The 25,616-nt window shown below is 71.4% G+C and carries 25 protein-coding genes; 4 read left to right on the top strand and 21 right to left on the bottom strand.

What is annotated here, in order from left to right; all coding sequences use genetic code 11:
- Positions 1-69 precede the first annotated feature (69 nt).
- From ACMCNO_RS06480 to ACMCNO_RS06460, 5 genes are read right to left on the bottom strand one after another with little or no spacing between them, the layout of a single operon-like run.
- Positions 70-1,302: an ABC transporter permease gene (locus ACMCNO_RS06480; RefSeq protein WP_412748495.1), complete on the bottom strand. Its 1,233-nt coding sequence runs from the start codon at positions 1,300-1,302 to the stop codon at positions 70-72.
- On the bottom strand, positions 1,290-1,967 hold the full coding sequence (locus ACMCNO_RS06475) for an ABC transporter ATP-binding protein (protein WP_412748494.1): 678 nt from the start codon (positions 1,965-1,967) through the stop codon (positions 1,290-1,292). The genes ACMCNO_RS06480 and ACMCNO_RS06475 overlap by 13 nt, the downstream gene beginning before the upstream one ends.
- Complete coding sequence (locus tag ACMCNO_RS06470) at positions 1,964-3,121, bottom strand: peptidoglycan-binding domain-containing protein (protein WP_412748493.1); 1,158 nt, start codon at positions 3,119-3,121, stop codon at positions 1,964-1,966. The genes ACMCNO_RS06475 and ACMCNO_RS06470 overlap by 4 nt, the downstream gene beginning before the upstream one ends.
- The gene (locus tag ACMCNO_RS06465; protein WP_412748492.1) at positions 3,118-4,017 is read right to left on the bottom strand and encodes a hypothetical protein; all 900 of its coding nucleotides are present in this window, start codon (positions 4,015-4,017) and stop codon (positions 3,118-3,120) included. The genes ACMCNO_RS06470 and ACMCNO_RS06465 overlap by 4 nt, the downstream gene beginning before the upstream one ends.
- A 33-nt stretch (positions 4,018-4,050) precedes the next feature.
- Positions 4,051-4,428 (bottom strand): hypothetical protein, encoded by a 378-nt coding sequence (locus tag ACMCNO_RS06460; protein WP_412748491.1) that lies wholly within the window; start codon positions 4,426-4,428, stop codon positions 4,051-4,053.
- Positions 4,429-4,874: 446 nt separating this feature from the next.
- On the opposite strand from ACMCNO_RS06460, the gene ACMCNO_RS06455 reads away from it, so the two are divergent.
- Entirely contained in the window at positions 4,875-5,912 is a 1,038-nt protein-coding gene (locus tag ACMCNO_RS06455) for a DUF2332 domain-containing protein (protein WP_412748490.1), read from the top strand.
- A 71-nt stretch (positions 5,913-5,983) separates the two neighbouring features.
- Here ACMCNO_RS06455 and ACMCNO_RS06450 read toward each other — a convergent pair whose 3' ends face one another.
- Positions 5,984-6,196, bottom strand: a complete 213-nt coding sequence (locus tag ACMCNO_RS06450) for a DUF397 domain-containing protein (RefSeq protein WP_412748489.1) — start codon at positions 6,194-6,196, stop codon at positions 5,984-5,986.
- Complete coding sequence (locus ACMCNO_RS06445; RefSeq protein ID WP_412748488.1) at positions 6,184-6,819, bottom strand: DUF5753 domain-containing protein; 636 nt, start codon at positions 6,817-6,819, stop codon at positions 6,184-6,186. The genes ACMCNO_RS06450 and ACMCNO_RS06445 overlap by 13 nt, the downstream gene beginning before the upstream one ends.
- 165 nt (positions 6,820-6,984) lie before the next feature.
- On the opposite strand from ACMCNO_RS06445, the gene ACMCNO_RS06440 reads away from it, so the two are divergent.
- A complete protein-coding gene (locus ACMCNO_RS06440) occupies positions 6,985-7,200 on the top strand; it encodes a hypothetical protein (RefSeq protein ID WP_412748487.1) in 216 nt (71 codons plus the stop codon).
- Here the strand turns inward: ACMCNO_RS06440 and ACMCNO_RS06435 are convergent.
- From ACMCNO_RS06435 to eno, 9 genes are all read right to left on the bottom strand, one after another.
- Positions 7,170-7,835: a hypothetical protein gene (locus tag ACMCNO_RS06435; protein WP_412748486.1), complete on the bottom strand. Its 666-nt coding sequence runs from the start codon at positions 7,833-7,835 to the stop codon at positions 7,170-7,172. The two genes, ACMCNO_RS06440 and ACMCNO_RS06435, sit on opposite strands and share 31 nt — an antisense overlap.
- Positions 7,836-7,931: 96 nt before the next feature.
- Positions 7,932-8,873 carry an HAAS signaling domain-containing protein gene (locus tag ACMCNO_RS06430; protein ID WP_412748485.1) on the bottom strand — a complete coding sequence of 314 codons (942 nt, stop codon included), beginning with the start codon at positions 8,871-8,873 and terminating at the stop codon, positions 7,932-7,934.
- Positions 8,870-9,199 carry a PadR family transcriptional regulator gene (locus ACMCNO_RS06425; RefSeq protein WP_412748484.1) on the bottom strand — a complete coding sequence of 110 codons (330 nt, stop codon included), beginning with the start codon at positions 9,197-9,199 and terminating at the stop codon, positions 8,870-8,872. The genes ACMCNO_RS06430 and ACMCNO_RS06425 overlap by 4 nt, the downstream gene beginning before the upstream one ends.
- 73 nt (positions 9,200-9,272) lie before the next feature.
- On the bottom strand, positions 9,273-9,779 hold the full coding sequence (locus ACMCNO_RS06420; RefSeq protein WP_412748483.1) for a hypothetical protein: 507 nt from the start codon (positions 9,777-9,779) through the stop codon (positions 9,273-9,275).
- A gap of 40 nt (positions 9,780-9,819) precedes the next feature.
- Positions 9,820-10,728, bottom strand: coding sequence for an exopolyphosphatase (locus ACMCNO_RS06415; protein WP_412748482.1), 909 nt, complete (start codon positions 10,726-10,728; stop codon positions 9,820-9,822).
- The gene (locus ACMCNO_RS06410) at positions 10,725-11,228 is read right to left on the bottom strand and encodes an amino-acid N-acetyltransferase (protein ID WP_412748481.1); all 504 of its coding nucleotides are present in this window, start codon (positions 11,226-11,228) and stop codon (positions 10,725-10,727) included. Before ACMCNO_RS06410 ends, ACMCNO_RS06415 begins: the two co-directional genes overlap by 4 nt.
- Positions 11,229-11,237: 9 nt before the next feature.
- Positions 11,238-11,738: a DUF501 domain-containing protein gene (locus ACMCNO_RS06405; RefSeq protein ID WP_412748480.1), complete on the bottom strand. Its 501-nt coding sequence runs from the start codon at positions 11,736-11,738 to the stop codon at positions 11,238-11,240.
- 5 nt (positions 11,739-11,743) lie between these two features.
- Positions 11,744-12,388 carry an FtsB family cell division protein gene (locus tag ACMCNO_RS06400; RefSeq protein ID WP_412748479.1) on the bottom strand — a complete coding sequence of 215 codons (645 nt, stop codon included), beginning with the start codon at positions 12,386-12,388 and terminating at the stop codon, positions 11,744-11,746.
- Between the two features lie 114 nt (positions 12,389-12,502).
- Positions 12,503-13,786 (bottom strand): phosphopyruvate hydratase, encoded by a 1,284-nt coding sequence (gene eno, locus ACMCNO_RS06395; protein ID WP_412748478.1) that lies wholly within the window; start codon positions 13,784-13,786, stop codon positions 12,503-12,505.
- Between the two features lie 168 nt (positions 13,787-13,954).
- Between eno and ACMCNO_RS06390 the strand changes: the two genes are divergently transcribed.
- Positions 13,955-14,578, top strand: coding sequence for a hypothetical protein (locus tag ACMCNO_RS06390; protein WP_412748477.1), 624 nt, complete (start codon positions 13,955-13,957; stop codon positions 14,576-14,578).
- Between the two features lie 70 nt (positions 14,579-14,648).
- Here ACMCNO_RS06390 and ACMCNO_RS06385 read toward each other — a convergent pair whose 3' ends face one another.
- From ACMCNO_RS06385 to mfd, 4 genes are all read right to left on the bottom strand, one after another.
- Complete coding sequence (locus ACMCNO_RS06385) at positions 14,649-16,265, bottom strand: DUF885 domain-containing protein (RefSeq protein ID WP_412748476.1); 1,617 nt, start codon at positions 16,263-16,265, stop codon at positions 14,649-14,651.
- Positions 16,266-16,274: 9 nt separating this feature from the next.
- The gene (locus ACMCNO_RS06380; protein WP_412748475.1) at positions 16,275-17,321 is read right to left on the bottom strand and encodes a MazG family protein; all 1,047 of its coding nucleotides are present in this window, start codon (positions 17,319-17,321) and stop codon (positions 16,275-16,277) included.
- 13 nt (positions 17,322-17,334) lie between these two features.
- Positions 17,335-18,060 carry a hypothetical protein gene (locus tag ACMCNO_RS06375; RefSeq protein ID WP_412748474.1) on the bottom strand — a complete coding sequence of 242 codons (726 nt, stop codon included), beginning with the start codon at positions 18,058-18,060 and terminating at the stop codon, positions 17,335-17,337.
- A gap of 113 nt (positions 18,061-18,173) precedes the next feature.
- Positions 18,174-21,788 carry a transcription-repair coupling factor gene (gene mfd / locus ACMCNO_RS06370; RefSeq protein ID WP_412748473.1) on the bottom strand — a complete coding sequence of 1,205 codons (3,615 nt, stop codon included), beginning with the start codon at positions 21,786-21,788 and terminating at the stop codon, positions 18,174-18,176.
- A gap of 211 nt (positions 21,789-21,999) precedes the next feature.
- Between mfd and ACMCNO_RS06365 the strand changes: the two genes are divergently transcribed.
- Positions 22,000-23,775, top strand: coding sequence for a hydrogenase maturation protein (locus ACMCNO_RS06365; protein WP_412748472.1), 1,776 nt, complete (start codon positions 22,000-22,002; stop codon positions 23,773-23,775).
- Between the two features lie 105 nt (positions 23,776-23,880).
- On the opposite strand, the gene ACMCNO_RS06360 is transcribed toward ACMCNO_RS06365, so the two are convergent.
- Positions 23,881-25,545, bottom strand: coding sequence for a lysyl oxidase family protein (locus ACMCNO_RS06360; RefSeq protein WP_412748471.1), 1,665 nt, complete (start codon positions 25,543-25,545; stop codon positions 23,881-23,883).
- Positions 25,546-25,616: the final 71 nt, after the last annotated feature.

The following is a 25,616-nucleotide window of genomic DNA, read 5'->3' as shown; positions in this document are numbered from 1 at the left end:
CGGATCGGGCGGGTGCCCGGCCGGGCTCGGCGGTCTCAAACCCCATCCGGCGGCGACTCACCCGGGGGGTCAGCGTCGCAGGGATCGCACCGGGGTGAGGCGCGCCGCGCGTACGGCCGGCACGAGTCCGGCGAGCGCGCCCAGAAATGAACCGGACAGCGAGGCGACCAGTGCCGCCCCGAGATCGAGGACCGGCGCCCAGGAATTGACCAGCGATACGCCGACAACGACGAACATCCCGACGAACGCGCCGATCAGCGAGCTGAGCAGACCGACGACGATCTGTTCGCCCAGCAGTTGCACGAGGATGTGCCGGGACCGCGCGCCGATCGCCTTTCGAAGGCCGATCTCCGCGGCGCGGTTGGCGGAACTCGTGGCCGCCGAGGCCGCCATGGAGATCAGCCCCACGAGCATCGCGGCCGCGCTGAGTGCCAGGGTCAGCAGCCTTACCCGGCTCTCCAGCCCCCGCCGGAACGACTGCGGGTCCGGCGGAGCGATGACCTTGAGGCGATGGGGATCCTCGGGGCTCAGGGCCACCGCGACCTGATCGGCCAGCCCGCTTGCGGCTCCCGGGACGGTGGAGATCATCGCCCCGCAGCTGACGTCGGCGGCGTTGGTCGACCCACCGAGCAGCCCATCGACCGACCGGTACGGCATGAGTGCGGCGTCCAACGCCTCCGGTTCGCGCACCAGGTCGTCGAAGATGCCGATGACCGTGACCTTCTTGCCCGAGATCTCGACTACGCCGCCGGCCTCCGTCAGGGCCAGCTTTCGCGCGGTCCGCGCGGAGATGAGCGCCACGGGGTCCGCCCGGCGGACATGGCCGTCGTCGGGGAGCCGTCCCGCGGTGAGGTGGGGACCCAGGACAGCGAGGCTTCCGCTGTCGATCCCGATGACGGGCACCGCGACCGGCTCCTCATCGACCAGGGGCCGGGTGACGGCGCGGTCCCGGACGAAGTTGTACGGGCCCGCCGAGGTCACGCCGGCCAGCCGCCGTACGTCTTCGATGGCGAGTGGATCACACAGTCCGCCGGCCTCAGCGGGCCCGGCAGGCGCAGCGTCCGTGGTCCGGCTCACGGTGATCTCTGTTGCCCGGGCGGCATCGAACGCATCGGACACCTGGTTGCTGAGCGTCGCGGCCAGGCCGTAGGTGCTGACGAACGCGGCACTGGCCAGCACCACGCCCACCGCGGAGCCCGCGGTCCGGGCGGGTGCGGAGCGAACGGACTCGATGACTTCATGGACCAGGTCGACGAGATGGAAACGGGATCTCGGACGGTCCTTTCCGGTCAGTTCTGCCACGAGTCGACCACCTGTCCGTCAGCGATCCTGATCGTCCGCTCGCCGGTCGCGGCGACTTCGGCGTCGTGGGTGACCACGAGGATGCTCAGGCCGTCCTGGTGCAGGTCGCGAAGTACGTCCATGACGTTCGCGGCGTTCTCGGAGTCGAGGTTCCCCGTCGGCTCGTCACACAGCAGGAGTTTGGGCTGACCCATCAGCGCGCGAGCGATCGCCACGCGCTGACGCTCCCCACCGGACAACGTGCGGGGTTTGGCTGCGACACGGTGGGACAGACCCAGCCGGTCCATGATCTCCCGGGCGGCCGCCTCCCGCTGCTTCCGGCGCCAGCCGACATGAAGCGCGCCGAGCGCCACGTTCTCGGCGACGGTGCGGTGGTCGACGAGATGGAACGCCTGGAAGACGAATCCGAAATAGTGCGCGCGAAGTGCACACCAGTCGGCTTCCGTCTGACCGGTGATCTCGGATCCCAGCAGTTCGTAGGTCCCGGAGTTCGGCCGGTCCAGCAGTCCGATCACGTTCAGCAGCGTCGACTTCCCGCTGCCCGACTTGCCGACGATCGAGAGCCATTCACCTGACATGACGTCCAGGTCGATGCTGTCCAGCGCGGGCCGCTCGTTGCCGTAGTGCCGGGTGAGCTGCCGCAGACGCAGGAGCGGCGCGGTCACGCCGTCCCCGCGCCACGGATACCGGCCACGACGGTCGTCCCGGCCGTGAGCGCAGCACCCTCCGAGGTGACCTGGCACCAGCCCTCGACACACTCTCCGAGCTTGACGGGCACGTCGTCGCCCCGCTTCTCGCCGTTGGCGAGGGTGAGGTGGGAACGGCCGGAGGCATCGGTGAAGATCGCGGTCGTGGGTGCCGCGAGCACCGGGGCCGCGGCAACCGCCGAATCGATGCTGACCTGGATGTCCTCCGGAAGACCCGAGAAGCTCGACCCGGCGAGCGCGGTCAACGTCACCAGGCGACCGGTGGCTCCGGACTCCTCGTCCGCCGTCTCCCGAGCATCGATCTCGGCGACCTCCGCCTCGACCGTCCGGTGCGTGGCGTCGTCGACCACCCGGGCGGTGTCGTGAATCCGCAGCCTGGCCACCGCGGTCCGGTCGAGCCGGACCTGCACGACGGGCGGGGTGGCGTCACAGACGAGCAGCACCGCATCCGGATCCGACACCTCGGAACCCAGCTTCACACCTACGGAGGTCACCTTGCGCCCGGCCCGGTCGAGCCGCAGGAGCCATTGGCGCTTCATGACGAGTCCCGCCTTGTCACCGGCCTTGCCGCCGAGCACGCCGTCGTAGCCGCGATCCTTCAGGAACCGCCACGCCGCCTGCCGCATGGCGGCGTCCGCCGTGTCGCGACCGGCCGCGAGGTAGCCCTGGCGGGCGAGAAAGGCCGACATCTGCCGAACGTCCGGGCCGCGGTCCCCTACGGACAGGTCGCGATAGGGACGGAAATCCAGCACGGCGGCGATGAGCGGCGACCCGGAGATCTCCAGGACCACCCGCCCGCTGCGCAGCTCGTCGCTCTTCGCCACCCGGACGGCGGTGACCACCGCGTCCGGGCCCGCGAGGCCGGCGCCGGCCTTCACGGTGACACCGCCGCCCCGGCTCGGCCGTCCGCGGGTCACCACCTCACTGACGAGTTCCCGCTCCTGGAGCTTCGTGGTGACCAGGGAGAGCGGGGGTGGCTGGGCATCCGCCATGGCCTGTCGCGGCGACTTCACCCGCGCACCGACCAGGACGCCCAGGCCGAGCAGCAGGACCGCGGCCACCAACGCGACCAGCGGCCAGTACCGCTCGACGAGTCTCTTCGGGTGGCTCACGAAAGAACCTCTGCCGCCCGCTTCGCGAGGTCGTCGATTTCGTGGTTCATCTCCACGATGCGCTGCTCGTACTTCGACACGATCGGTTCTTCCAGCTTGATCGCCTGGGCGACGGCCCGATCGGGCATGCCCTTCTCCCGGCGACACTTCGCGAACTCGATTGCCAGATCGATTTCCCGGGGAAGCGGATTGTAGAGCGTACGGCCGTCGGGGCGGGCGACCGGCGTGGCCGTCTGCACGCCGAACAACGTCGCGGGCGAAATCGAAGGATCGTCGAGCTTGCCGACGTCCGTGGGCTTCCAACCCGCGTCCGCCACACAGTGGTTGGCCTCCACGAAGAGACCATCCTGGAACGTACGGAATTCAGCGTAGAACGCGCTGCTCACGTCATTGACGAGCGCGATGAAGTTCTCCCGCTTCTGTTGCGTGTCGGCCCCGAGCCGGTCCTGCGCCTCCGTGAAGCAGGCACCCAGGGCCTCGGACTCGCCACGGGACGGACGCTGCTTCGAACCGCCTGGGTCATCGGTGGGACCGTCATGCAGTCCGTTACGACGAGCCGCTTCCTCGGTCGCATCACCCATCATCGACGGGGTCTGGATCAGGCTCGACCCGATATCGTGGGTCGCCTGCTCGGTGACGTGATAACCACGCTTCGACGCGCATTCCTTCTGGTAGCGCCAGATGGAGGCCCCCACCGCGTCGTAGGCCTTGAAATTGATCATCTCGAAGGCCTGCGTGGTGCCGGGAGGAAGATGCAACGGCTTGGGCGCAGCCTCGCCACCCGAGCCGGACGTGCAGGCCCCGACCGATACCCCGACCAGCAGCAAGACCGCCGGAAACGCTCGAAAGTTCACCGATTCTTCTTTCGCGAGAGCGGGAGGGTGCGCCGCGGTCACCCGCGGCGCACCCTCCTCGATACCTGCTACCTGCTACACACCGCCGTTGCGGCAGCGCCAGTGGGCGTCGTTCTTGTCATTCATGGCACTGGTGAAGCCAACGAACGAGCTGGCACCGTTGGCGAACCACTGCTGATTCCGAATCGCGGTCCCGTTGTAGTCCACTTCGAGGACGTCGCAGGAACTGTCACGATTCTTCAGCGAGGAGGCCTGGTCGTGGACCAGGGTGCTGGTCTGGTGGGAGTCACGCACATCGGTCCAGTAACCGGTGTCGTTGCCGCCCTTCCAGAAGTGCCGCTGCCAGTTCCCACCCGGATTCGAGTAGTTCAGGCAGATCTCCCCGTAATTGCAACCCGCAGTGCCATCGCCATTGTCCCCGGCAAGCGCCGGCGAACCGAACAAGGTCGCCATGAACGCACCCGCAAGGACACCTACGGCAATTCTTTTCTTCAAAATTCCCCCAACTCACCTGAAACAAAGCGGTCATGGTGCCAGACGGACTACTGACGGTCAAGGCGCATCAAATCGTCCGACGGCAACCTTGTTGACGCAGGGGAATCTGTGATTCCTGAGGCGTTACGAAGTCCAGTCCGGGTGCTGCTGGTGCGACCAGGACACACACAGGTCGACTGGGCACCAATGACCGATTCAGATGACGATCGATCGTCCTGCAGCTCGCGCTTCAGGGTCGGCTCCGCAATCCCTTGATCAACGCCGCAGAATGGGAGCGTGCCGACGACATCCCAGGCGACCGCCGTCCGCGGCGCCATCGCCATGCGCCTGGAAATCCCCGGCGTCTCGTCCGTGCGTCGGCCGGCTGCCGGGTAGCCGTGCGTAGGGTCCGCACCGTCGCTCAGGTGTACCGGCACTTCGGTGAGGTCACCGCCGCCGGAACATCACCGCTGTACGAGCGCGTGTCCATCGCCCTGAGCGAGTCGGACGCCGCGATGCGCGCCATCGAGGCGGCGCCCGCACGCAGGCGGCACCCCACGGCGATTCTCGCGGCGCTGCACGACCTCGCCCTCGCCGGGCGCGCCCCGGCGCTCGCCGCCGCCTATGCGGCGGTGGACAGCGACGCCGCCGCTGACGCGGCGATCGACACGTTGCTGGGCATGACCGACGCGGTCGCGGCCATCGCCGCGCGTCGCCAGGTGCGGACCGACGAGACCGGACGGTACGCCGTGCTGTATCCGGCCATTGCCGAGGCGGCCCGCCGGGTGGGCGCGAATGCGGTCGGGCTGATCGACGTGGGGTGTTCGGCGGGGCTCAATCTCCAGGTCGATCGCGTCGGCATCGCCTACAGCAAGGGACAGCCGCTGGGCGACGCGTCGTCTCCCGTACAGATCTCGTGTTCGGTTGTGGGCGACCGGCCGATCCCGACACCGACGATGCCGGAGGTGGTTTCCCGGGTCGGCGTCGACCTCGATCCGGTCGACGTGACAGACGCGGACGATGCCCGATGGTTGCGTGCCTGCCTGCCGCCGGATCAGCCGGAGCGGGCCGCGGGGCTCGACGCGGAGCTGGCGCTGGCGGCGACGGCTCCTCCGCTGCTGCTGCGCGGTGACGCCGCCGAGATGTTGCCCGAGGCGTTGGCCCGGGTGCCTGCGGGCGCCCTGCCGGTCGTCACCACGACGTGGGCGCTGTCGCGACTGCCGCTCGAAGGCCGTCTGCGCTTCCTGCACCGGCTCGACGACGCGGCGACCCACCGCGCGGTGGCGTGGGTGTCAGCGGAGGGGGTGGGGGTCGCCCCGGCGATACCGACCATGGGCGATCGCCGTGCCTCGGGCCACAGCATCATCGGCCTGGCGGTGTTCGGCCATTCGGCGCTGCGCGCCGATGCCGTCGGCCGCTGCTGGTCGAAGGGCCGCATGCTGGCCTGGCTGGCAGACTCCTGATCGCCGCCTGGATCAGGAACAGGCGGAACGGTCGCAGCGGTTCCGTCGCCGCCGAGTCAGTCTGAGCCGAGTCAGTCTGAGCCGAGTTCGAACTCGCCGTTCTTGACCCCGTCGAGGAACCGGGTCCAGGCATCCGGGTCGAAGGTCAGCACCGGGCCGGAACGATCCTTGCTGTCTCGCACCCCGACCACGCCGGGCACGTTCTTGGCGACCTCGACGCACGAGTTTCCCCCCGTGTCACTGCGCGTCGACTTGCGCCAGACGGCGCCGATCAGGTCTGCCATTGTTCACGCACCTCCTTGATCAAGTCGATTGACTGGGTCCGCGGCAGTGCTTCGCCACGGATCGCCTCCCATCGCCTGATCAGGCTATCAACGGCATCGCGTCGATGAAGGACCTGAACCGGCCACGGGGTGTCCACCATGGCCACCTCGAACTCGTCCCCCTTGGTGATGACGAATGGCCCGGCCAAACCCGCGTAGGCGCCCGCGGTGGTCGGCACCACGTGAATCCGGACCGTGGATCGCTCAGCGCATTGCAGCAGACGCTCACACTGCGCTGCCATCACCTCGGGACTGCCTATCGGTCGGCGCAACGCGCCCTCGTCGATGATCGTCAGGAGGTCCGGTGGGCAGGACGCGTTGAGGACTTCCTGGCGTTCCAAACGGGCACCGACCCGCCGCTCGATCTCTTCATCGTCGATCAGGCGGGACCCCGCGAAGATCGCACGCGCGTAGTCCTCTGTCTGCAACAGGCCGGGAACGATCGACGGGTCGAACCATCTAATGAGCGTCGCCTCGCGCTCGAAGACAAGCCAGTCCCGAAACCACACAGGTGACTGGTCCGTGCGGACAAGATTGTCGAGCAGGCGCTCGAAGAGACCGCCCGTCTGGAGTGCGCGGTCCACACCTGCCAGGTAATCACGCGTGGCGATCGGTCCGGCGCTGGCCGTGGGGTTTCTCGCGGGCCTGCTGACGTTCCGACAGAAGAGCCGGTGGTGTCCGGCGTGCGGGGCGACCCTCGCCTGTCCCGAGGCCGACCGTCACGCCATCCACGGACGGCGGGCCTGACCATGGTGGACGGACTGGAACTGCTGAACATCCTGCTCAGCCACCTCGACAGCCCGGTGTTGGTGCGCGTCCGTGGGGAACTGGTAGAGGTGGCCGATGTGCGATACCACCCGGAGCGGGGCGGCGTGGTGCTCCTGCTGGAGGCGGAACCCGGCGGCGCGGCACCCGCCACGCCGCCCGGACACCATCAGGACTTGGGCTTGAGGCAGAGCAGGTAGCCGTCGCCGGACTGGCTGGCGTACGCGAGGTACTGCTCGCCCTCCTTGACGTACTTCTCGCAGGCCGGGTTTTTGATGTCGGTGACGCCGTCGACGCGACCCAGCACGACGAACGCGGCGTCGCTGGCCGAGCAGTCGACCATCTTCATCTCGGCCGCGGTCTGCTGGCCGACCTTGACGTTCTTGGCGGCTTCGGAGGCGAGGCAGTCACCGGCCTTGGCGTCCTTGGTCGGGTCGGGGGCGAGCACGACCCTCAGCACCAGGCCGACGACGCCGAGGAAGAGGACGGCGACCAGGGCCAGGATGATCCGGCCGACCTTCGACTTCTTCTTCGGCGCGGCAGCCGCGGCGCCCGGGGCGATCGGCGCGGAAACCAGAGCGCTCGGCGCGGAGGTAGTGGCGCTCGGGTCGGAGACCGGAGCACCCGGCGCGGAGACCGGAGCACCCGGCGCGGAGGCAGGAGCACCCGGCGCGGAGGCAGGAGCACCCGGCGCGGAGGCAGGAGCGCCCGGGGCGGAAGCAGGAGCGCCCGGCGTGGGGACCTGAGCACCCGGGGCGGAGGCGGCGGCGCTCGGGTCGGAGGCAGGGGATTTGCCGCCCTCGGGAGCGGGGGTCGGCTCAACCGGGTTGCTCACGTCGCGTCCTTTCGCGGGGTCGGTCGCCGGCCGACCGAGCACCGGACGCCAAACTTAGCGATCAACCCTCGCGGGCGCGACCCCGCCCCAGCCCGCCTATTTCGCGGGACTGGGGTGCGCGGGCGACGGGGCGCGCGGCGCGGGTGACGCCTGGTCGGATGGGGTGGGGGACAGCCCTTCGAAGGGGGCGTTCTGCGGGCAATACGGGTAGATCGAGTCGTCGGCGGGCTCGGTGCCACCTTCGTCCGAGTCGTCAGCACACCACGCGTTGCCCAGGCGGATCGGAGTGCCGTCCTGATCGAACAGTCGCGCCCCGGTGACCAGCCGCCCCTGCTGGTCGTAAACATACACATCCTGGATATTTCCGTACGGATCAACGTAGTTCACGTCGGCGTACTCCGAGCCGCGGGAGTTGCTGTCGGCGAGCAGGAAGCCGCCCAGCGCCACGACCACCAGCGCGGCGGATCCGGCGTACAGGGCGATGCGCGGCCCGAGGGCGAGGCGGGTCGTCCGGCGGCCCAGCCAGATCGAGCCGAGGACCCCGGCGGCCAGCAGGACCAGCGCCACCGCCTCGCTGCCGCCGATGCGCGGCAGCAGCCCGATCGGCTGCCCGCTGTCGTCCAGGATCGCGGCCAGGATCATCGCGACGAGGTAGCCGCGCAGCACCCACCACGCGGGACGCAGCATCACCAGGAATTCGCTGGCCCGCGTGGCGCCGACCAGCGGACCGAGCCGCCGGTCGACCACGCCGAGCCCGCGCCGCAACTCCGCGCGCAGCTCGGCGAACCGGTCCGGGTTGGGCGGTGGCGGGTCGGGGAAGCCGCCCACGAAGCCCGCACTGGTGCGCAGCTCGGCCGCGTACGCGCTGGGCACGCCGAGCCGATCGACCAGGGTGCCCTCGCCCTCGGCCAGCACCTCGGCAAGATGCTCGGGCAGGTCCTCAAGCAACTCGTCACGCAGTGACTCCGGAAGGTCACCGAGGGCTGCACGGACCGCGAAGACGTACGCGGTGATCTCGTCTTGTGCCGTTCCGTTCACGCCGTCCCCCGCTCCCGCAGCAGATCGTTCATGGTGGATGCGAAGCCGTACCACACCTTGCCACCGCGCTGCAACTCCGCACGGCCAGCAGGATTCAACGCGTAGTACTTGCGGTGCGGGCCCTCGTCGCTCGGCACGACGTACGTGGTCAGGAAGCCGGCGTTGAACAGGCGCCGCAGCGTGCCGTACACGGAGGCGTCACCGACGTCGGCCAGGCCCGCGGCACGCAACCGCCGCAGGATGTCGTAGCCGTAGCCGTCCTCATCGCACAGCACCGCCAGCACGGCGAGATCCAGGACCCCCTTAAGCAGCTGGGTCGTATCCACGCGGTGCACGGTAGTCCGCAGTGCGAAATACCGTCAAGTTGACGCCCGAACGGCGGCGATCAGCAAGACCCCGTCAACGGCCCTTGCGGCCCGCCCCACGCGGGCGGTGACCGCGTCCCGACCGTCCGAGCAACAGTCGCACCCCGACAGTGACGATCACCGCGAGGGCTGCGGCGGCGAGCACCACAACGGCCGTCAGGGTGACGACCTGAAACGGCGTGTCCGCGCCCAGATCGTCCGCACGTCTGGGATGGGTCACGGCGAAAGCTGCCAGCAGGGTGAGCGCGTAGGCGGTTCCGGCGGCGGCCACCAGCCGCCGAAGGACTGACGGGGACGCCGAAGGGCCGCTCTCGACGGAGGCTCGCAGCCGCCCGTACGTATGCCAGGCCAGGAACAGGCCCGACGCGGCCACGCCCAGCCCGGCCACCACCGACACCGCCCAGACGCCGCCGTGCAGGTCGGAGAGCACCAGGACTCGCCGAGAGTCGACGACAATCAACGCACCGAACCCGAACAGGCTCAGGGGCAGCCAGAACCACGGACTTCCCATCCACCGCGGCACCCGGTCGAACACCGTCACCTCGGCCCTCCCCACCGGGCCGCGGCCCTGATCAACAACGCTAGCCGGCGAGGCCCCACGCGATGCCGTCGAGGATGTCGTGTTCGCTGGCGACCACCGTGGCAACGCCCGCACGCTCCATGATGGTCCGCAGGATGAGCGCGCCCGCGCCGATCACGTCGGCCCGGCCGGGGTGCATCACCGGCAGGGCGCGGCGCTGCGCGACCGTCGCGGCCAGCAGCTCCGCGGTCACCTTCGCCACCGCCTCCTGCGACACCCGGGCGTGGTGGATGCGCGTGGCGTCGTACCCGGCAAGCCCCAGGGCCAGCGCGGTCACGGTGGTGACCGAACCGGCCAGCCCGACCAGCGTCGCCGCCGCGCGGCCCGGCACGGCCGCCAGCGCGGCGTCCACCGCATCCGCGACGTCGCGCTCCGCCGCCGCGATCTCCGCGGCGGCCGGGGGATCCGAGCGCAGGTGCCGCTCCGTCATCCGGACACAGCCGATGTCCACCGAGATCGCCGCATCGACGGTACGGTCGCCCGTGACGAACTCCGTCGACCCGCCGCCGATGTCCACCACCAGGTACGGCGCCGGGGCGGCCAGCCCGCGCACCGCGCCCGTGAACGACAGCCGGGCCTCCTCCTCGCCCGTGATCACCTCCGGGTCGACGCCCAGGACGGACCGGACCATCTCCCGGAAGTCCGCGGCGTTGGAGGCGTCCCGCGACGCCGACGTGGCGCACATCCGCACCCGGCCGACGCCCAGCTCGGCGATCTCCGCCGCGTACCCGAGCAGTGCCGTGCGGGTGCGGGCGATCGCCTCCGGAGCCAGGCGGCCGGTGCGGTCCACCCCCTCGCCCAGCCGGACGATCTCCATCCGGCGGGCCACGTCCGTCAGCTCGTCACCGACCACGTCCGCGATGAGCAGCCGGATCGAGTTCGTGCCGCAGTCGATCGCCGCGACCCTCATAGGTGCAACAGCATTCTCGTGTTCCCCAAGGTGTTCGGTTTGACCCGCTCCAGGTCCAGGAACTCGGCGACACCCTCGTCGTACGAGCGCAGCAGCTGTTCGTACACCGCGTGCGGGACCGGGGCGCCGTCGATCTCGGCGAACCCGAACGAGGCGAAGAACGACGTCTCGAACGTCAGGCAGAACACCCGGGCCACGCCCAGCTCCCGGGCCATCGCCAGCAGCTCCGTCACGATCCGGTGGCCGATCTTCTGGCCCCGGCAGGACGGGTCCACCGCGACCGTACGGATCTCGGCCAGGTCCTCCCACATCACGTGCAGGGCGCCACAGCCCACCACCTGCTGGTCGGACGCCCGCACCGCGACCCAGAACTCCTGGACGCTCTCGTACAGCGTGACCGTGGCCTTGCTGAGCAGCCGGCGGTCGGTCGTGTACGTGTCCACCAGCTGCCGGATGGCCCTGACGTCGGACGTCCGCGCCCGGCGGATCTCCACCTGCATCCGTCGAGTCTAGGAAGGCTCCGGCGCCACGCACGGACCGCCCGCCCACCACGACCCGACGGCCTCGCGCACCTCGTCGCCGAACGGGTTCACCCCCGGCCCGGCGGCCAGGGCGTGGGCCAGGTGCACGTGCAGGCATTTCACCCGCTCCGGCATGCCGCCCGCGGAGACGAACGCGATCTCCGGCACGTGCATCACGGACTCGCGGCGGGCCAGGTAGTCCTCGTGGGCGCGGGCGTACTCATCGGCCAGCTCCGGGTCGGCGGCCAGCCGGTCCTGCATCTCGCGCATCACCCCGCCCGACTCCAGGCGGCTGCACGCGGCGGTCGCGTTCGGGCAGGTCAGGTAGAACAGCGTGGGAAACGGGGTGCCGTCGTCAAGCCGGGGCGTGGTCTCCACCACGTCCGGGTTGCCACACGGGCAGCGGTGCGCGACCGCCCGGGTGCCGCGCGGGCGGCGGCCGAGCTGGGCTTCGACCGCGTCCAGGTCGGCGTCGGTAGGTGACTCCATCAGCATCATTTCTTCGGCGGGGCGTCGGCGGCGGAGACGCTCGACCACAGGGTTTCGTACCAGCGGTCCGGGGCGGGGGCCGGGGGTGGCTTTCCCGCGTCGCGGGCGGCGCCCGCCGGGTCGTTGAGCACCAGCAGGGGCACCTCGCCGGGGCGTACGTAGAACAGGCGGTCGCGGGCCTGGATCCGGACGTACTCCGGGTCCTGCCACTTCTCGACCTCCTCGGTGAGGCCCTGGATCCTGGCCTGCTGAGCGGCCTGGGCCGCCTCCATCCGGGCGATCTGCGACTCCTGCGCCAGATACACCCGCACCGGATACGTGTACGCCAGCGCCAGGATGACCAGCACCGCGATCAGGACGGTGGCCCGTCCGGTGAAGGCGCGCGGGCGCGGGGCGACCGTGCGTTTCGTGGCGCCCGTGGCGGCGGTGCGCCGGGCCGCGGCCGGACGGCTGCCCGCGCGGTCGCCGCCGCGCCCGGCACGGGCAGCGGGAACGCGGACCGCGGCGCTGGTGCGGGGCTCGATCTGGGTGGCGCCGGTGTCGCGGGTCGCGGAACGGTTGGGTCGGACCGCAGCCCGTCCGCCCGGACGGCCCGCCTGCCCGGGGCGGCGGGACGGACCCTGCCCGCTGGGCGTGCGGCGCTGCGTCATCCCTGCCCCTCCCCCGAGAACGCCGGCCGTGCCATCGAGTCGGACCCGGCCGCGCGGCACCGGATCAAGCCGAACCTATGCCTCGCGCGGCCGGTGTCACAACTCCAACTCGCGTTACGCGGACCGGTAGCGCGGGAACGCGCCCGCACCCGCGTAGCGGGCGGCGTCGCCCAGCTCCTCCTCGATGCGCAGCAGCTGGTTGTACTTCGCGACGCGGTCCGAGCGGGCCGGGGCGCCGGTCTTGATCTGGCCGCTGCCGACCGCGACCGCCAGGTCGGCGATCGTGACGTCCTCGGTCTCGCCGGAACGGTGGCTCATCATCGTCGTGAAGCCGGCCCGGTGCGCCCGGTCCACGGCGTCCAGCGTCTCGGTGAGCGAACCGATCTGGTTCACCTTCACCAGCACGGAGTTGGCGGCGCCCTCGGCGATGCCGCGGCCGATCCGGGTCGGGTTGGTGACGAACAGGTCGTCGCCGACGATCTGGATCTTGTCGCCGAGCTGGGTGGTCATCGCGGTCCAGCCCGCCCAGTCCTCCTCGGACAGCGGGTCCTCGATGGAGACGATCGGGTACGTCTCGGCCAGCTTGGCGTAGTAGTTGATCATCTCGTCGGTGGACTTCGGCGAGCCCTCGAAGACGTACGCGCCGTCCTTGTGGAACTCGGTCGCCGCCACATCCATCGCCATCACGATGTCGGTGCCCAGGGTGAAGCCCGCCGCCTGCACGGCCTCGGCGATCAGGTCCAGCGCGGCCGCGTTGGTCGGCAGGTTCGGCGCGAAGCCGCCCTCGTCGCCCAGGCCGGTCGACAGGCCCTTCTTCTTCAGTACGGACTTCAGCGCGTGGTACACCTCGGCGCCCGAGCGCAGCGCCTCGCGGAACGTCGGCGCGCCGATCGGGGCGATCATGAACTCCTGCACGTCGACGTTCGAGTCGGCGTGCGCGCCACCGTTGAGGATGTTCATCATCGGCACCGGCAGCAGGTGCGCGTTCGGGCCGCCCACGTAGCGGAACAGCGGCAGCTCCGCGGAGAGCGCGGCGGCCTTGGCCACCGCCAGCGAGACGCCCAGGATGGCGTTCGCGCCCAGCTCCGACTTGCTCGGGGTGCCGTCGATGTCGAGCATCTTCTCGTCGATGAGGCGCTGCTCGCTGGCCTCGTACCCGATCAGCTCGTCGGCGATCTTGTCCTCGACGTTGCTGACCGCCTTCTCGACGCCCTTGCCCAGGTAGCGGCCCTTGTCGCCGTCACGCAGCTCGATGGCCTCGAACGCGCCGGTGGAGGCGCCTGACGGGACCGCGGCACGGCCGATGGTGCCGTCGTCGAGACCGACCTCGACCTCGACGGTCGGGTTGCCCCGCGAGTCGAGGATCTGCCGGGCGACGATCGCTTCAATGGTGGCCATGTGTCGTGTCTCTCCTTGCACTCGTACGGATGAGATCTTGACCGCGACCCTGCGGCCGACCACGGCCCTGAGCGTATCGAGCCGGGGTGTGCGCCGTACGGGGGGCCGGGGAACTTCGCCCCGGGGATGCCTCAAGAACGGCCCGCCCCCGCCGATCAAGAGCGCACTATGACTACGACCACCGTGCTCCCCGAAACCGGCACCCGCGTCGAGCTGTCCGCCTCCGCGTCCGCCGAGGCCGTCGGCTGCGTCCGGGTGGTCCGCACCGAGGGGTCGGTACTCACGCTCTCCCTGCCGGAGGCGCTGGCCCCCCGCGCGGGCGCCTTCGTGACGGTGCGCTGGCCCGCGGGCGCCCGCGGCCGGTTCGTGCTGCCCGCGGTGGTCGTCGCGGTGGCCGAGAACGGTGTCGACCTGCAGCCCGCCGGTGAGCCGACGATCGAGCAGCTGCGCCGCTACGTGCGCGGTGGCGGCGGGGAGCAGGTGCTGATGCGCCGCCCCGGCCAGATGGACACCCTGGGCTGGATCCGGGACATCAGCGAGCACAGCCTGCGGGCCCACTTCTCCGGGGTCCAGCTGGCCCCCGGCGACGAGGCAAACCTGCTCATCGACCTCGACGGCGAGATCATCGAGGTACGGGCGACCGCGGTGAAGGCGGCCGGGCTGCCGCAGCGGGTGCCGCCGGGGCCGATGTCGGTCGAGGTCGTCGCGGTCTTCTCCGCCGACGAGCCGCAGGCAAAGCTCATCCGCCGGTACGTGATGCGCCAGCAACTGCTCAACCGCATGCACGCCTGACCCAGTCCCGCGCCGACGGCGGACCCTTGGTCAGACGCCGAGCCCCTTGGTCAGACGCCGAGCCCCTTGGTCAGACGCCGAGCAGAGTGCGCAGGTGGCGAGGGGGCGGTGTGCCGTGCGCCAGCATCGCGTCGTGCCACGCTTTCGGGGTGGCGCCGAACGGTCGCGCCGCCGCGATCGCGCTCACCTCCGTGTACCCGACGAAGTATGTCGACAGCTGGGTGGAGGTGAGCAGGGCCCGGCGCCACTTCCCGGCGGCCTCGCCCTCCTCCTGGAAGCCGCGCCCGGTCATCAGCGCCATCCCGTCCGCCTCGGACAGGTCCGCGCAGTGCACCAACTGGTCGAGGATTGCGTTGAGGCTCATCCGCAACTGCATCTTCAGCTGTTGCAGGCGCACCGGCAGGCCGCCGAAGCCCAGCCCCGCCATCAGCTCCTCCGCATACACCGCCCAGCCCTCGGTGAACGGGTCGGACCCGCCGAGGGCGCGCACCCGGGTCGCCGCGCGGAACCGGCGGGAATGGGCGCGCTGCAGGTAGTGGCCGGGCATCGCCTCGTGGACCGTGAGGTTGCGCAGCATGTGGTTGTTGTATTCGCGGTAGAACGACTCGACCCGCGACGCCGGCCAGCCGGACGGCGCCGGGGCGATGCAGTAGAACGTCGGCACGTCGGCGGTCTCCAGCGGACCAGGCGGGTCACAGTAGGCCACCGCGACGCCGCGGGAGAACTCCGGCATCTCCTCGATCACGCACGGGTCGTCCACGAGCGTCATCAGGTCGTGGGCGCGGACGAAGTCGGTGGCCTCAGTCATCGTCTGCTTCGCCAGGCCGACGATCGTGGCGCCGTCCGGGTGGTCGCCGGCCAGCCGATCCAGCGCCCGGCGCACGGTCTCCTCGGTGGCCGGGTCGCCGGTCAGCTCGGCGGCCACCGCCTGCAGCTCACCGGCGACCTCGTCGAGGTTGTGCCGGGCGCGGGACAGGATCTCGCTCGCGGGCAGCTCCGTGTCGAGGGTATGCCACAGCCTGGCCTCCCACAGCGGACGGCCCAGCCGTGGATCGCGGCCCGGCTCGACGCTGTCCACTCTCGCCTGCAACCAGCGACCGAACTCGGCCAGAGCGTCCAGGGCCGCCGCCGCGGCGGGCTCGACCACGGAGCGCAGCCCCGGCGCCTCGGCCAGTAGCCCGGGAATCTCCGCGCGGATCAGGGCCGCCGAACCGGCGAACTGGCCGACCGCGGTCTCGGCGTGGATCCGCGGCACGTCGCGCAACACCGCGCGGGCGGTGGCCAGCGCGTCCGGGATGGCCGCCAGCCGGGCGCCGAGGCTGCCGAGCCGCTCCGCCACCGGCGCGAACGGGCGGCTGATCAGGCTGTCGAGCAGCGGGCCGGGGTGGTGATGCAGCGGATTCCACTCGTGCTCGCGCAGGTCGCGCAGCTCGAACAGGGCCCGCTCCACCCGCGCGCTGAGGATCGCGTGGTCCACCTGCTCCTGCGGGCCGAACTCGTCGGGGTCGACACCGGACAGCGCGTCGGCCGCGTCACGCAGCATGGCCACCCGCTCCGCGACCGCCCCGGGCGACAGGTCCGGCAGCCGGTCGTCGACGCGGTGATCCCCTGCTCGCGAGGCCAGTGACGGATCACTGGCCAGCAGGGCGTCGATGATGCGTTCGGCGAGCGGCACGAAATCCGACATGCCGCGAACCTACCCGGGAGGTGCGACGTTTCCGTTTTCCGCCGCCCGCACCGCGTCGGCGTAGGCGAGGGTGGCACGACGTAGCGCCGCCTCCGCGTCCAGACCCGCGGCGCGCGCCGCCGCCACGACCCGCAGCAGCACGGCCCCCAACTCCTCATCGTCTCGAGGAGCGGGTCCCGGCGCCTCGTCCTGACGCAGAACGGGCCCCGGCGGCAGGGGGACGGTCAGGCCCGCGCGCTCGGCGCGGCGCTGCACCTCCTCCGCCAGTGACAAGGCGGGCTGGCTACGCGCCACACCGTCCAGGACGGACCCGCGGGCCTTCTCGGCGCGCTTGATCCGTTCCCAGTTCTCGATGATCTCCTCGACGTCCGCGACCTGTTCCCCCGCGAACACGTGCGGGTTGCGCCGGACCATCTTGTCGACCAGGCCCCCCGCCACGTCGTCGACGCTCCACCGCTGCCCCTCGGGCCGGTCCTCGGCCAGCCGGGCATGCAGCACGACCTGGAGCAGAACGTCGCCGAGTTCCTCGCGCAACCCGTCCAGGTCGCCGTCCGCGATGGCGTCGTACGCCTCGTACGCCTCCTCCAGCAGGTACGGCGCGAGGCTGGTGTGGGTCTGCTGCCGTTTCCACGGGTCGCCCCCGGGCGAGACGAGCCGGTCGATCACCGCCACGGCGTCCAGCAGCCGGGCCCCCGGCGGGTCCCAGGAGCCGTAGCAGAGTTCCAGCTCGGCCAGGGCAGGCTCGCGGGCGAGCCGCAGCCCGAGCTGGCGGGCGAAGTCCTGGTCACCGCCCGGCCCGGAGAGCCACACCACCACCGCACCCGTCCCGCCCGCGGCCCCCGTGGATGAGCCGGGGACGGCCAGGGCGCCCAGCAGCGCCTCCGGGTCCGGCGGCAGCACGGTCACGGTGACCCCGGCGGCGCGCAGGGCATCCGCCTGCTCGCTCTCGGCGGCGGTGAACACCGGGTGGACCCGGACGAGATCCCATGCGGCGGCGCTGAGCAGCCCGGCGGGCAGCCGGGGCGAGGTCACCAGCAGGACGATGCGGGCGGTCACCGGCGGGCCGGGCTCAGGCCAGGTCGGTGACCGGCACGGGGTCCCCGCCCGCGGTCCCGAAGGTCACCCCGATCAACGGCAGCGCCTCCCCCTTGGGGCCCTGGACGCTGTAGAGCGGCAGGTCGGGCACCGGGTAACGCGGGTTCACCTTGATGTTGAGCGCGTCGATCCGCGGCTGCAACGCGTTGCGCAGGCCGATCGAGGGCGCCAGCGACTGCTTGTCCTGTTCGGTGATGCTGGCCGAGAACTGCTCGAACGTCGGGTTGCCCGGCAGCGGGCCGCCGGCCTGCAACCTCTGGAAGACCGCGCGCATGTCCTCGTCGGTCACCGTCGCAGGGGTCGCCTTCTGCTTCAGCAGTGTCACCCACGCCTGGAACTCGGCGGCCAGGCCGACCAGCTCGGCGTCCGGGGAGAGGTTGAGAGACTGGGCGATCTCCGCGGCGGACTGCGCCGTCACCGTCAGGCCCTGGTCCTTGCCCACCACGCGCAGGGCCTCCAGGCGGATCAACAGGTTGGTGATGTCCTTGCGCTCGAACGGCATGTGCTTCTGGCCGGTCTGCGGATCCGGCTGCAGCCGCGCCGCGGTGTCGTCCCAGACCTGCTGCACCTCGGCCTCGGAGACCACCTTGGCGTTGCCGAAATATGCCACCGCGTCGGGCGCCGACCGGCAGGCGGCCAGACCGCTCACGGCAAGGGCGGCGACGGCGACGAGAGAGACGAGTCGGCGAGCACGTGGCATGGTGAGAACTCTCTCATGCTCCAGGCCGAAAGTGCCGCCGACCCCCGCAGATCGGTCATGCAGTGCCGGCCGGGCATGCCCTCCCGGCCCTTGCTCCGCCGCGGTGCAGTCGGTCATGCCGAAACGGGGGCGGGTGCCTCGCCCAGCACATCGGAGAGCAGCTGCGCGCACCATTGCAGCAGCGCCTGGTCGCGTAGCGGCTCGCCGCCCACCCGCCGGGTGCTCGGCCGGGGCACGCTGACCTGGTCGGTCGCCTGCTTGTAGACCGAATCCGGGTGGTAGCGCTTGAGCCGCAACTGCTTGGAATCCGGCAGCGGTAGCGGGGAGAACCGCAGGTGCTTGCCCTGCACGGACACATCGGTCAGACCGTACGCGCGGGCCAGCAGCCGGAACCGGGCCACCGCGATGAGGTTGGCGACCTGGGCGGGGGGTTCGCCGTACCGGTCGGTCATCTCGGCGACGACCTCGTCGAGGCGGGCGCTGTCGCGGGCCTCGGCGAGCTTGCGGTACATCTCCAGGCGCAGGCGTTCCACCGAGATGTACTCCGTGGGCAGGTGCGCGTCGACCGGGAGGTCGATCTTGACCTCGGGCTCCTCCTCCGGGCGTTCGCCCTTGAACGCGCTGACCGCCTCGCCGACCATCCGCACGTACAGGTCGAAACCGACGCCCTCGATGTGGCCGGACTGCTCGCCGCCGAGCAGGTTGCCCGCGCCGCGGATCTCCAGGTCCTTCATGGCCACGTACATGCCCGCGCCCAGTTCGGTGTGCTGGGCGATGGTGGCCAGCCGCTCGTGCGCCTGCTCGGTGAGCGGCTTCTCCCGCGGGTACAGGAAGTACGAGTACGCCCGCTCCCGGCCCCGGCCGACCCGGCCGCGGATCTGGTGCAGCTGGGCCAGGCCGAGCAGGTCGGCGCGCTCCACGATGAGGGTGTTGGCGTTCGGGATGTCGATGCCGGACTCCACGATGGTCGTGCAGACCAGGACGTCGAACTCCTTCTCCCAGAAGCCGACCATCACCTTCTCCAGGGCGTCCTCGCCGAGCTGCCCGTGCGCCACCGCGACCCGGGCCTCGGGCACCAGCTCGCGCAGCCGGCGGGCCGCCTTCTCGATCGACTCGACCCGGTTGTGCAGGTAGAACACCTGGCCGTCGCGGAGCAGCTCGCGGTGGATGGCCGCGGCGACCTGCTTGTCGTCGTACGCCCCCACGAACGTGAGCACCGGGTGCCGCTCCTCCGGCGGGGTGGCGATCGTGGACATCTCGCGGATGCCGGTGATGGCCATCTCCAGCGTCCGCGGGATCGGCGTGGCGGACATGGTGAGCACGTCCACCGATGCCCGCAGCGTCTTCAGGTGCTCCTTGTGCTCGACGCCGAAGCGCTGCTCCTCGTCGACGATGACCATGCCGAGGTTCTTGAAGCGGGTGGCGTTCTGCAGCAGCCGGTGGGTGCCGATGACGATGTCGGCGGTGCCGTCGCCGGCCTGCTCCAGGGTCTGCTTCGCCTCCGTGGGCGTCTGGAAGCGGGACAGCTGCCGGACCGCCACGGGGAACTGGCTCATCCGCTCCGAGAACGTGTTGTAGTGCTGCTGCGCCAGCAGGGTGGTGGGCACGAGTACGGCGACCTGCTTGCCGTCCTGCACCGCCTTGAACGCGGCGCGCACCGCGATCTCGGTCTTGCCGTACCCGACGTCGCCGCAGATCAGCCTGTCCATCGGGACGGCCTGCTCCATGTCGTGCTTGACCTCGTGGATGGCGGCCAGCTGGTCCGGGGTCTCCGTGTACGGGAAGGCGTCCTCCAGCTCCCGCTGCCACGGGGTGTCCGGGGCGAACGCGTGCCCCTTGGACGCCTGCCGGGCCGCGTACAGCTGGATGAGCTGGGCGGCGATCTCCTTGACGGCCTTGCGGGCGCGGGCCTTGGCCTTCTGCCAGTCCGAGCCACCCATCTTGTGCAGGGTGGGCGACTCGCCGCCGACGTAGCGCGACAGCTGGTCGAGCTGGTCGGTGGGGACGAACAGCCGGTCGCCGGGCTGGCCGCGCTTGCTCGGCGCGTACTCGATGACCAGGTATTCGCGGTCCGCGCCGTTGACCGTGCGCTGCACCAGCTCGATGTAGCGGCCGATGCCGTGCTGCTCGTGCACGACGTGGTCGCCCATCTTGAGTTCGAGCGGGTCGATGGTGTTGCGGCGGCGGCTGGGCATCTTGCGCATGTCCTTGGTGGACGCGCCACGGCCGCCGGTGATGTCGTTGCCCGTGATGACCGCGAGCTGCGAGCCGGGGTCGACGAAGCCGTGGTTGAGCGGGCCGCAGGTGACCAGCAGCTGGCCCGGCTCGACGGGCACGGTGACCGCGTCGACCGGGGTGACCCCGAGCCCGGCGTCGCGCAGCAGCTCGGTGGCCCGTTGCGCGGTGCCGTGGCCCTCGAAGATCAGGGCGACGGCCCACCCCTGCCCGGTCCACTGGCCCAGGTCGGCGGCCAGCCGCGCGGTGTCGCCGTGATAGAGCGGCACGGGCTGGGCGGCCAGGCTGATCGCGTCCCCGGCATCGGGGGTCACCTCGACCGGGGCGGACTCCAGCCACGGCGTGTCCGACCCCGGTGTCTCCTCCGACTCGGCCAGGCCGAACGGGGAGATCGTCCACCAGGGCTGGCGCAGCGTGGCGGCGTGCGCGCGCACGTCGGCCAGGGTGCGGAAGGCGACCGCGCCGACGTCGATCGGGGCCTGCCCGCCGACCGCCGCGGCGGCCCAGCTGGCCTCCAGGAACTCCGCGGACGTACGGACCAGGTCGTGGGCGCGGGTGCGGATCCGCTCCGGGTCGCACAGCAGCACCTGGGTGCCGGTGGGCATGCAGTCCAGCAGCAGCTCCATGCTGTCCGTGCCGGACAGCAGCGCGGGGGCCAGTGACTCCATGCCCTCGACCGGGATGCCCTCGGCCAGCTTGTCGAGGATCTCGGCCAGCTCAGGGTGCTGGGCGGCGAGCGCGGCGGCCCGCTCGCGCACCTGCGGGGTGAGCAGCAGTTCCCGGCAGGGCGGCGCGAACAGCTGCTCGACCGGGTCGATGGTGCGCTGGTCGGCCACCGCGAACGTCCGGATCTCCTCGACCTCGTCGCCCCAGAACTCGACCCGCGACGGGTGCTCGTCGGTGGGCGGGAAGATGTCCAGGATGCCGCCGCGCACCGCGAACTCGCCGCGCTTGGTGACCAGGTCGACCCGGGCGTACGCCATGTCGGACAGCCGCCGGGCGACGTCCTCCAGCTCGGCGTCCCCGCCGGCGGACAGCTCCACCGGGGTCAGCTCGCCCAGGCCCTTGAGCTGCGGCTGGAGCAGGCTGCGCACCGGCGCCACCACCACGGACAGCGCCCCGGTGTCCGGATGGGCGAGGCGGCGCAGCACCGCGAGGCGGCGCCCGACCGTGTCGGAGCGCGGCGACAGCCGCTCGTGCGGCAGCGTCTCCCAGGACGGGAACACCGCGACCCGGTCGGGGTCGAGCAGGCCGCGCAGCGCGTCGGCGAGGTCGTCGGCCTCGCGGCTGGTCGCGGTGACGGCCAGGACGGGGCGTTCGGCGCCCCCGGCGTCGGCGGGGGCCGCGACGGCCGCGACGACGAACGGGCGCAGCGCGGCCGGGGCGGTCAGGTCGAGCGCGTCCGCGTCGACGCCGCCCTTGCGGGCCAGGTCGCGGGCGCGGGAGAGCCCACGGTCGCGCAGGGCGGCCGGGATCAGACCGGCGAGTTGCATGAACGCTCCTTGGGTCCGCCGCGTTGTCCGGGGCGAAGGCACGCCGGACACCCCCGGTCGTCCGGTAGGACGGGGGTTCGCGACCCTCAGGATAGTCCGGGCCACCGACACGGCCGGGCCCCGACCTCGTCGCACACCCCGTCCGGCATAAGCCTTCTGACACGCCCAAGACTCGCGAACCGGTCTTGGGGACCACGTCTGGGGAGGCGAAGTGCGGGTACTGCTGCTGGTGTCAGCGTTCAACGGGCTCAGTCAGCGCGCGTGGTGCGCGCTGACGGAGGCCGGTCACGACGTGGGGGTGCTGCTGGCGACCGGACCCGAGGAGATCGTCGACGGGGTCCGGGCGGCCCAGCCCGAGCTGGTGCTGTGCCCGTACCTGAAGCACCGGGTCCCCGCGGAGGTCTGGCGGAACTGGCGGACGGTGATCATCCACCCGGGCCCGGTCGGCGACCGCGGCCCGTCGTCGCTGGACTGGGCGATCACCGAGGGCACCAGCACGTGGGGGGTCACCGCCCTGCAGGCGGTCGAGGAGATGGACGCCGGGCCGGTCTGGGCCCACCGGAGCTTCCCGATTCCAGGCCCGCCACCGCGCAAATCCGCGCTCTACTCCGGCCCGGTCGCGGACGCCGCGCTGGAGTGCATCGCCGAGGTGCTGGCCAAGGCCGCCGACCCGGACTTCACCCCCACGCCCGCGCAGCACCTGGCCGAACCCCGGACCCGGCCGGTGATGACCCAGGCCGACCGGGCCTTCGACTGGACCGAGCCGACCGAGCGCATCGTGCGGCACATCCGCGCCGCCGACGGCTTCCCCGGGGTACGCACCGAGGTGGCCGGGCTGCCCGTGTTCGCCTACGACGCGCATCCCGGGCTGGCCCTGGGCACCCGGCCCGGTGCGGTGCTGGCCCGCCGCCAGGGCGCCGTGCTGGTCGGCACCGGCGACGGGGCGGTGTGGCTGGGGCATCTGCGGGCGGCCGATGCCGGGACCGGGCCCGCGTTCAAGCTGCCCGCCACCGCCCTGCTGCGGCACCGGATCAGCGGGGTGCCGCAGGCGCCCGTGGGTCCCGGCGGGGACGCCGAACAACCGTCGTACCAGCAGATCCGATACCGGCGCACCGGCGCGGTGGGCTGGCTGGCGTTCGACTTCTACAACGGGGCGATGGCCACCGGGCACTGCCGCCGTCTGCGCGCCGCGCTGCGGCACGCCGCCGACCAGGACACCCAGGTGCTGGTGCTGCGCGGCGGCACGGAGGCGTTCAGCAACGGCATCCACCTCAACCTCACCGAGGCCGCCGCCGACCCGGCCGGGGCCGCCTGGGCCAACATCAAGGCCATCAACGAGGTGTGCCGGGAGATCATCGGCTGCACCCGGCAGACCGTGGTGGCCGCGTACGCGGGCAGCGCGGGCGCGGGCGGGGCCATGCTGGGCCTCGGCGCGGACGTGGTCGCCGCACGGGCCGGGATCGTGCTCAACCCGTACTACGACATCGGCCTGTACGGCTCCGAGCTGCACACCTTCACGCTGCCCCGGCGCGTCGGCGCCGACACGGCCCGGCAACTGCTGGACCGGCGGCTGCCGGTCAGCGCGGAACGGGCCGCCACGCTGGGCCTGGTCGACGAGGTCGGGCCGCGCCACCCGCACGCGTACACGCTGTGGCTGACGGAGCTGGCGCTGCGGCTGGCCGACCCCCGGGCGGCCCGGGCCCGCCGGGCGGCCAAGGCCACGGCGCTGGCCGCCGAGCCGGTGCCGCTGGACGCGTACGAGGCGCAGGAGCTGGCCGAGATGAGCCGGGACATGTTCGCCGACCGGTCCGGTTTCGCGGCCGCCCGGCGGGCGTTCGTCACCAAGGCCGCCCCGGGCGGCACCCCGGCGCGGTTGGCGGCGCGGCCCGCCGAACCGGCCCGGGGAGCTCGGCTGTCCCGGCAACGGACGGCCGCGGACGACGAGCCCGGCTCCCGGGTCCGCCCCGCGGTCCCCATGCCGGCCTGACCCACCTCAGCGCGACCCGGCCTGCCGTGGCGACGTGACCCGGAAATGCGTCCGGGCGGGTCCGAGGTGGTTACCTCGGACCCGCCCGGCGGTACCGCCGACGGATCAGCCGACGATGCCGTTCACCGGCGGGACCGTCAGGGTGCGGGCCTTCGGCGTGCCGCCCAGGATCACCTTCCGCAGCGAGGTGTTGTTGGTGGTGCTGGCCTCGGCGAGCTTGTTCGCCGGGTTCGCCTTCACCTCGATGTAGTAGGTGCCGTTCGGCAGGTCGGTCACCTCGAACGACTGGCCCGGCCGGGCCTGGCTGTAGGTGTCGCCGTTGCCGGAGTCGAGCACCTCACGCACCGCCACCGCGGTGTTGCCGCCGCAGGCCGTGGAGAGGTCGGTGTTCTCCGGGCGCCACTTGGCGTTCGGCACGGTGTAGTCGACCGCGTCCGTGTTCGCCAGGCAGAACGCCTCCTTGCCGCTCTTCACGGCCAGCTTCTTGTCCGCCTTGAGCAGGTTGTACTGGGCGAAGTCGGTGAAGTGCCAGTGCTTGTGGCCCTCCCGGTTGTCCCACTCCATCGTCCCGGCCTTGGCCGAGCCGACCTGCTTGCCCTTGGCGTCGAAGAAGTACTGGTACGCGTCCATCAGCTCGGTGCCGGTGCGCCGGAAGCCGTCTACCAGCAGGGTCGAGGGGCCGGCGTTCCACACCGTGGCGCCGAAGTTGATGTACCACTTGCCGTCCGGGTTGCCGTCCGTGCCCTCCTCCAGGGAGATGCCCCAGGCGGGCAGCGACCGCAGGTCCGGCCGCGGGCCCTTGGGCGCCTGGGCGGTGGTGGCCATGGCGGCCTGCGGAGCCTTCGCCGGGGGCCGGAACGCGGGCAGGTACCCCGCGATCTGCTTGCTCTCGACGCCCTCGCCACCGTGCACGCTGTGCTCGTCGCCGGGAGCGGCCGCGGCCGCCTGGTCGGCGCGGGCCTTCGCGGCCCGCGCGTCCTTCGCCGTCAGCCGCGGCGCTCCGCTGGGCACCGGGCCGGGGCCGTCACCGCCGTCGGACTCCTTGATCTCGACGACCTTCATGGCGAGCTGTACGGAGGTGCTCTTCGCGGGAATCTTGAAGAAGTCCCGGTACGCCTTGTTCAGCTCCACGGTCACCGCGTAGTCGCCCACCGGCAGGTCGAGCGGCGACGACCCGGTTTCCCCCCGGTATCCCTCGCTGGCCACGGGGGCGTTCCAGCCGGCCTGAATGCCCCACACCGCACCGAGGGTGAACGGGTTGGACCCGTTGCAGTCCCGGGGGTACGGGCTTTCCGCGGGCGCGTCCGGCCGGGTCCGGTGCGTCTCGTACCCGTTCGGGCAGAAGTCCTGCTGGTACTGCTTGATCTGCTTGCCTGCGGAGTCCTTCACCGTGATCGTGGCGAAGTTCTTCAGGCCCAGGAAGTCGGTGACCATGCCCTTGGGCAGGTTCACCGCCTTCGTCTTGCCCTTCTCCGTGACGAACTGCTGCGCCACGATCGGGTCGGCGTACGACTTGCGGGAGGCCCGGACCTCGAACGGGTTCTTCCCCGCGATCAGGTTGACCCCCAGATCGACGGTGAAATACGAGCTGTCACCGAAGATGTGACGCTCCGCGGTCACGTTGGGGGTGGCCGCCATGAACGTCAGCGCCGGGGGGTCGGTGGCGGCAGTCGCCACTCCCACGCCGGCCGCGGCGGCGGCCACCGCGGTGGTCACCGCGCCCGCCACCAACAGCCGCGTGCGCGCACGTCGGCTGATCCTGCTGCTCATCGAATGTCCTCCACGAATAGGCCGATCCAGACACGTCGGTCGATGTGTGAGGCCATGCAACCCGGTGCGTG

This window comes from Krasilnikovia sp. M28-CT-15 (assembly GCF_047159595.1).
Taxonomy (GTDB): domain Bacteria; phylum Actinomycetota; class Actinomycetes; order Mycobacteriales; family Micromonosporaceae; genus Actinoplanes.
Note: the sequence above shows the minus strand (reverse complement) of the source record. Positions and strands in the feature narration are given on the sequence as shown.